This is a genomic window from Hyalangium sp., from assembly GCF_035629615.1.
Classification (GTDB): Bacteria; Myxococcota; Myxococcia; order Myxococcales; family Myxococcaceae; genus Hyalangium.
Map to the genome: position 1 here is coordinate 1 of NZ_DASPHO010000547.1, position 6,779 is coordinate 6,779.

General features: G+C 65.6%; 6 protein-coding genes and 1 tRNA gene. 2 read left to right on the forward strand and 5 right to left on the reverse strand.

All coding sequences use genetic code 11. The features are described 5' to 3' along the window. Window positions 1-110: 110 nt before the first annotated feature. Together VD972_RS27840 and VD972_RS27845 are read right to left on the reverse strand one after the other, a co-directional pair. Window positions 111-773 carry a hypothetical protein gene (locus VD972_RS27840; RefSeq protein WP_324991783.1) on the reverse strand — a complete coding sequence of 221 codons (663 nt, stop codon included), beginning with the start codon at window positions 771-773 and terminating at the stop codon, window positions 111-113. Between the two features lie 719 nt (window positions 774-1,492). Continuing rightward, window positions 1,493-1,675, reverse strand: coding sequence for a hypothetical protein (locus tag VD972_RS27845; RefSeq protein ID WP_324991784.1), 183 nt, complete (start codon window positions 1,673-1,675; stop codon window positions 1,493-1,495). Between the two features lie 582 nt (window positions 1,676-2,257). Here VD972_RS27845 and VD972_RS27850 point away from each other — a divergent pair. Continuing rightward, entirely contained in the window at window positions 2,258-2,674 is a 417-nt protein-coding gene (locus VD972_RS27850; RefSeq protein ID WP_324991785.1) for a helix-turn-helix domain-containing protein, read from the forward strand. Here VD972_RS27850 and VD972_RS27855 read toward each other — a convergent pair. The 3 genes from VD972_RS27855 to VD972_RS27865 form a co-directional block, all read right to left on the reverse strand. After that, on the reverse strand, window positions 2,671-3,507 hold the full coding sequence (locus VD972_RS27855; RefSeq protein WP_324991786.1) for a hypothetical protein: 837 nt from the start codon (window positions 3,505-3,507) through the stop codon (window positions 2,671-2,673). The two genes, VD972_RS27850 and VD972_RS27855, sit on opposite strands and share 4 nt — an antisense overlap. 43 nt (window positions 3,508-3,550) lie before the next feature. Further along, window positions 3,551-4,696 carry a site-specific integrase gene (locus tag VD972_RS27860; RefSeq protein WP_324991787.1) on the reverse strand — a complete coding sequence of 382 codons (1,146 nt, stop codon included), beginning with the start codon at window positions 4,694-4,696 and terminating at the stop codon, window positions 3,551-3,553. Between the two features lie 108 nt (window positions 4,697-4,804). After that, window positions 4,805-4,880, reverse strand: a tRNA-Thr gene (locus tag VD972_RS27865). Between the two features lie 237 nt (window positions 4,881-5,117). On the opposite strand from VD972_RS27865, the gene VD972_RS27870 reads away from it, so the two are divergent. Further along, on the forward strand, window positions 5,118-6,668 hold the full coding sequence (locus VD972_RS27870; RefSeq protein ID WP_324991788.1) for a Glu/Leu/Phe/Val dehydrogenase: 1,551 nt from the start codon (window positions 5,118-5,120) through the stop codon (window positions 6,666-6,668). The last annotated feature ends 111 nt before the right edge of the window (window positions 6,669-6,779 follow it).

Genomic DNA, 6,779 nt, shown 5'->3' on the forward strand with positions numbered 1-6,779 from the left:
CGCCTCTCCTCCCGGTGCCGGAACAGGAGGCTGCGGCGAACGGATCGTCCCGATAGCTCTGGCTGTGAGGGCCTCACGTCCATCGCCCCACTCTGCGCGGCTCTCCAGCCTCATGCCAGACGGGGTTCGTGCAGCGGATACCCATCCCCGGATGCCTCGCTCCGCGACTGCTGCAAAGGGCTGGGGACGCTCCCGGACGCAGCATCCAGTCGCGCCGCATCCGCCAAGAGCAGCTGGCTAAGCGCCCGCAGTTCCTCAGCCGCCTTGTTCCGGAGCGCCGCAGCCTCGGGCGTAGCGACCTCATCCTCCAGCCCGACGAGCGCCTTCTCCGCCTCTGTCCACTCACCGCGCATCCGCTTCGCCTGCGCCAGCAGCTCGGCGAGCTTCTGTGCGACAGGATCCTCAGCAGCGCTCCCCCCTCCCTGGTCTCCCTTCTCAGGTGCTTTAGGAGGCGTCTCGGCGGTGGGAGTCAGCAGTTCCTTAACGCGGCTGCGGACGCCATTGACGGTGAGGCACTGATCCAGCGCTTCCTCAATGAGCTGCTCCCGGTCCTGCCGGTTCCCTACGGATGCAATCGCGACAAGGATGTAGAACCGCAATGGATCGCCTTTGCGGTTCCTCCTGGCGAGCAGCTTCGTGTAATCGTCCGGGCTCCATGCCCTCGCCACGTCGGCACGGTGGTAGAGGCTCTTCTCGTCCCGTCCCAGCTTGCTCGCCAAGCGCTTGACGCTCCCCTCCCTGTATTTATTCGGAGCATCCATCACGTCGCGCACCACGCAGCCAATGCGGTACTGCGCTTGGGCATCCGCAGTGTCACTTTCGGCAAAGAGCTTGCTCAGCTCCTCCAGCGCCTCCTGGAGCTCAGGGTTCATCTCCCCCGTGAGCTTCCCCTTCTTGCGCTCCCTGGTGGCGCCAGGGCGCGAGCCCTTCTTCGATTTAGACATAAACAGCCGTTCTGCCCTGCCTTGCGGCGGAGCAACATCAATGCGACGCAGGAGCGCCATAGGGCGACTCGCGTCTAGGTATTGAGGCCGTCACAGGCGCTGAAGCGCTTGTGAGCGACCGGATTTGGCATTGGCGGCTCGCCGACGAGCGGCGAACAAAGGCTGGGTACTACTTGGCGTGAAACAATGAAACAGCTCCTGATACACCAGGACCCAGGAGGAGTTCAACCCCCTGCCACCGGACCACGAAGGTACAGGGGACTCTCCCCTCTGAACTCCCAAGGCTCTGCCGGCCCAAGCCCAGCAGCGTCCAAAGATCGTGTCTCGGCCTGGGTATAAGCCACAGGGTGCACCCCTCTTTCACACGAGGAGGCTCCCCACGGGCTGTATCGGCCTCATGCCGACGTGCCCGTCCCCACCATCCCCCCACACGCTGGGAAGGAGAGTTCCGTATGGCAAGGCCTCGTAAGAAGGCTCGTACCGCAGCGCCCGCTCCCTCATCACCTACTCCCCCTACACCTGCGCCCGCCTCACCGAAGGACGAGACGCTACCTTCCACGGAGGATGATTCCACGCAGTTCGTCAGCATCGCCGCCGAGCTGGGCTTCATTGGCCGAGCCGTCGACGGCGTGGTTCTGATCACCGATGCTCTTGCGGAGGATGCGGTCTTCACGTCCGAAGCGGCCAAGCGAATCCCTCCTGCTGTCGTAGCGGTTCTGGGCTTGGTTCATGGGCGCTTGGCACAGGTCCAGCGCGTCTTGCGGGGATCAGCGGACCCCCTCAGGGTTCTGATGCCCCACAACGCCACTGGTCCCTTGAGTCCAGAAGAAGATCCGGACATCCGCCTTCGCGTGTGGACGCATGATCAGCGAGTTGCCTACCACACGCGCGAGCTGCACATGGCGGAGGGCGAGAAAGAGATCGCTGCGCGCCGAGAAGGCTGATCAGCACGAGAAGAGGAGCCGACCGTGGTTACGGGCCTGGCTCTTTTTTGGCCTCAAGCAGGTGGCATTGACAGCGAGCTGCCACGCAGTGCATGAGACCACCCGAGGGCCCGTAGAAACGGGCCGCGGCTTCTCCTGGCGGCAACGGGCCAGGACCCGCGAACTCATCAGCTTGAGGAAGGCCACCAAGCCGGCCTCGACACATGGCAGTAGAAAGCTGAACGGGGAGCCACACGCCTGCACATGCAGGGTGCCCCCTGAAGAACCGTCGGTCCTCGCGGTGCAACGCCACGATGGACGGATCGACACTTCGTTGGACGCGCTTCGTGCCAGCGCGTGCGTGATGTCGTGTCGTCAAGTCGCAGTGCCATGCTCTCGACCATCGAGGGCATCCGCGAAGAACTCAGGGAGATCAAGGCAGCCCTCACAATCATCGCCGGTGCGCTCACCCAGGAACGTGAGCCCAGCCCTCCGCATCAGCCCCCCATCCCGAACGCGCAGCTCCTCAGCCTGCGGGAGGCCGCGCGGCGCCTGGGCGTAGACCGGAACACCACCCTCGCGAAGCTCATCCGCACGGGACAGCTCCGGACGGTGGAGACCAGCGGTAGGCTCCGCATTCCGGCCGCTGAAATCGAACGGTTCACGAAGCCGGACCGCCGGGGCGAACCGCAGCCGTCCGCCCCGACCATTCCCGCCCCGGTGCCGTCGTCCCGAGCCAGGAAGACGCGCCAGCGGCGGCGCCCACGCCCCGCCACGAGCCCGGATATCCGGGACCTGGACTTCTAATCCCCTTCAGGTAAGTCCGCGAAGGTCAGGTCGATGGTGAGCCTATCGCTCCCGATAGGGGTCCAGATGCGGTCCTTGTCCACGAGCAAGTCGATCGTGCGCTTGGCTTTGAGCGTAGCCTGGTCCGGTTGGGAGAGGTTCAGTTTCGATGCCACGACTTGGCGCCACAGCCCGTAGTAACGCCACTTCGGCCCGCCGTTAGCGGTCGGCCGCGGGTGGAGGAGACCCAATTTCTGAGATCTCGATCTGGCCGGTGCTCCGACGATGCCCTGGAAACGGGCGCAGACCTCGCCGGCCGCATCCCGTAGGCACGCCTGTTTTTTCAGGGTGCCCCAGCCGCCGATCATGGCGACGTAGAGTCCGTCCGCCAGCAGATTGTCCAGCTCGGTATGACGCGGGGCGTGGAAGAGGGAGTCCCAGCGGGGCGTGTTGCTCGCGAGGGCGTCCACGCGCGTGCAGAGCGCGTTGCTGTCCACCTCGCAGACATCGGAGAGGTTCACGACGACAGCGCGCCAGCAATCGAGCGCTTCCATCAGCAGGACGGTCTGCGCGTGCGTGGCATCGGGGATCGTCGGCAGCCAGGCGCCCAGCGCGGAGAGCTGACTCGCGTGGGTGACAATGGGGATGCTCGCGACGGCGGCCGGATCCCTCGGAGAACTGGCGCCGGGATTCATGAAGCAGAGCAGCAGTGTCTGGTCATTCGGCTTGGTGTCGCAGAATTCAAGGACAAGCTGGCTGCGACATAGCTGTCTCGCGCCACTCGCCAGGTCACGAGCGTAGAAGAGACTGTGGCAGCGAAGTTGCCGTATGAATGTTGCGCCCCGCCGTGCCATGACCCTCTCCGATGTCCTGTGCATCGACGTAGCCATATTAGAATTAGAAGAGGGTGGGCACCCGCACGGGCACGGCGAGCGTCGTGTAGAAGCGCGCCGTCGTGCGCGAGTCACGGTGTCCCAGGTAGTCGCCCACCTGCTCGATGGTGGCGCCGGCCTCCACGGCCCAATGGGCCACGCTGTGCCGGAGGTTCGCGGGCGTGAAGACCTTGACGTCTGCGGCCTTGCACGCGCGCTCCACGGCCCCCAGCAGTCGCCAGAAGCCCACGGGCCCGTGCTCGCGGAGTCGCCGGGCCGCCTCCGCGACCTCCACGCTCACGCGGGTCCGGTGAACGTGCCCGGACTTGTGGCGCGGAATCGTGAGGACATCGCCCTCGACATTGCCGTCGGCGATGAAGCGCTCGAGCTCCGTCGTGTGCCACCCACACGTCCCGAGCACCTTCAGGGCGTCCTGATACGGCGGCGCCGTGTGAGCCAGTGCCTTCAGGAAGTCCTCCTTGGGGACGACCTTGCTTCGCCGCGTCTGCGCCGCCTTCGCCTGCGGCACGGTGAGATGGTGCAGGGTCGGGTCTTCATCGGCAGCCAACCGGTGCACCCCGCCCTCCGCGTCACGGAAGCCGTTCTTGCGCAGGTAGCCGTAGAGGCTCTTCATGACCGCGATCTTCGGCGCCCGGCACTTCGTCCCGTTCAGTACCTCCAGGATGCGCTCGATGCGCAGTTCCCGCAGGTCGACCGAGTCGAGCACCTCCTGCCACCAAGCTAGGTACACCTTCTGCTCGTGGACCCACTTCGGGCTGTTCTTCTTCTCGTCCCGGCTCCACGTGAGGAACTGGGCGGCCGTCTCCGCGTTCAAGCGGATGGTCAGCGCGCGTTCCGGGCGCCGCTCAGCCGGTGATCGGTAACCCTCGGGGTCCGCCATGAAGCGGTCCAGTTCGTGGAGCGCGTCCTTGAGGTTGTCGGCCCCGGTCGAAACCTTGTACCGGCGGCCGTTCACCATCTTGGAGACGTAGTACGTCGGCCCGCTCGGCCCATTGGGCTTCCGGCCTCGCTTGCCCTTGGTTCCGGCGGTACCGCTGTCCGCCTCCGGCCCGGCTGCGTCCGATGGAGCCTCGGGCTCCCCCAGGTCCTTCCAGTAGATCTCACCCCCGGCCCAACTGCCCCTGAACCCGCCTCGACGCTTCGACGTCACGACTTCTCCCCGCGGGGTGTTGGGTAGCGTTACCCAACAGATTCCCCAACAGGGCTAATAAAAAGGGCCGGCTGCTCTCGCAACCGGCCCTCAAGTACTTGTTTTTTCTGGAGCCGACATCCGGATTTGAACCGGAGACCTACTGATTACGAATCAGTTGCTCTACCAACTGAGCTATGTCGGCAGGATGTGGCGCGGGCGAATACCACGCACCCCCAGGAGGGGCAACGGCTTTGTTTCGAGCCTGCCTCCCTACCGACCGGTCGTAAGGTCCTTCGTGACACACTGCGTCGGCTAAGTGCTTGAGATTCCATTAGTTTTGGACGGAACTCGTACCCAGCGCGGGTTGATTCCCCTGGGGCCCTGTGAGCATAAGGGCCTCGGCTGAACCCCCTTCGCCTCACGCAAGGAGCAGCAGCATATGGCTAGCGAAGAGAACTTCATGCGCGCCCCCGCGCCCTCTCCCAAGCGGACCATCTACACGGAGGCGATGGAGATCTTCCACCGCGCCGCCGATCTCATCGGTCTCGACAAGCGCGTCCGGCTGGAGCTGGAAGAGCCTGACTACGAGCACATCTTCTACGTCACCACCAAGCTGAAGGACCGCCTGGTCCCCCTCGCCCCCGAGGAGGCCAAGGCCTTCGCCGATCTGTCCGTCACCCAGGTCCGCAACCCGGACGGGCTCGAGCGCCTTGCCGACGGGAAGATCCTCCTCAATGGCCGCGCCCTCCTGGGCTCGGACGTCTCCATCCGCCGCGGCCACCTGCGCCTGCCGGATGGCGGCGTCTACCAGCTCGTCCCCGGCGAGTCCCAGCGCTTCAAGGCCTACCGCGTCCAGCACAACCAGGCCCGCGGCCCCTACAAGGGCGGCATCCGCTACCACCGCGAGGTCTCCCTGGACCTCTTCAAGGCCCTGGCCGCGGAGATGACCTGGAAGACGGCCATCTCGGAGGTGCCCTTCGGCGGCGGCAAGGGTGGCATCCAGATCGATCCGCGCCAGTACGGCCGGGAGGAGCTGGAGAACATCACCCTGCGCTTCATGTACAAGCTCAAGAGCCTCATCGGGCCCAACATCGACATCCCCGCCCCGGACGTGGGCACCAACGGGGAGATCATGGCCCTCATGTACCGCCAGTTCTCGGACGGTGAGCGCGAGCGCCACAACCTGCGCGGCATCGTCACCGGCAAGGACGTGCGCATCGGCGGCTCCGAGGGCCGCGCCAAGGCCACCGGTCAGGGCGTCGCCTACTGCATCGAGGACTACTACGCCGACCGCGGCGAGTCCGTGAAGGGCAAGACGTTCACCCTCCAGGGCTTCGGCAACGTGGGCAGCCACGGCGCCGCCATCCTCGCCCACATGGGCGCCCGCCTGCTGGCCGTCAACGACGCCGACGGAACCATCTACAACGGGGACGGCATCGACGTGGCCGCGCTCACCGCCTACGTCAGCGATCCGAAGAACCTCAAGCGCAGCGTGGCCGGCTTCCCCGGCGCCCAGCGGATCGAGAAGAAGGACCTCTGGGACATCCAGGCCGACATCCTCTTCCCCGCGGCGCTCGGGGGCGAGATCACCGCGGACGTGGCCGAGCGGCTCAAGGTGAAGCTCATCGCCGAGGGCGCCAACGGCCCCACCACCCCCGAGGCCGATCGCGTCCTCCAGAAGCGCGGCATCGATCTGATCCCGGACATCATCGCCAACGCCGGCGGCGTGACGGTGAGCTACTACGAGTGGATCCAGAACAAGCGCATGGAGCGCTGGAGCGAGACCGAGGTGGATCAGCGCCTCGAGAAGGCGATGAAGCGCAACTACCGCATCATCCGCGACATCTCCCGCAACCAGCCGCGCAAGACGGAGATGCACGACAGCCGCGCTTACTGCATCGGCAAGACGGTGGACCCGCGCTGCGCCGCGATGATCCTCGCGCTCAAGCGCATCGAGGCCCACTACCTGCTCGAGGGCTTCTCGCAGTAACCCCCCCACGCCTCACGGCGTGACACAGGGCCCGGTCTCCTCTGGCGAGGGGCCGGGCCCTTCGTGCTTCTTCAGTGCATCACCCGCTCACGGTCCACCAGCAGCAGCGGC

Excerpts from the sequence above, each read along its gene's own strand:
- VD972_RS27845 (WP_324991784.1), bottom strand. The coding sequence starts at position 1,675 with ATGAACCAAGCCCAGAACCGCTACGACAGCAGGAGGGATTCGCTTGGC.
- VD972_RS27850 (WP_324991785.1), top strand. The coding sequence starts at position 2,258 with ATGCTCTCGACCATCGAGGGCATCCGCGAAGAACTCAGGGAGATCAAG.
- VD972_RS27855 (WP_324991786.1), bottom strand. The coding sequence starts at position 3,507 with ATGGCACGGCGGGGCGCAACATTCATACGGCAACTTCGCTGCCACAGT.
- VD972_RS27870 (WP_324991788.1), top strand. The coding sequence starts at position 5,118 with ATGGCTAGCGAAGAGAACTTCATGCGCGCCCCCGCGCCCTCTCCCAAG.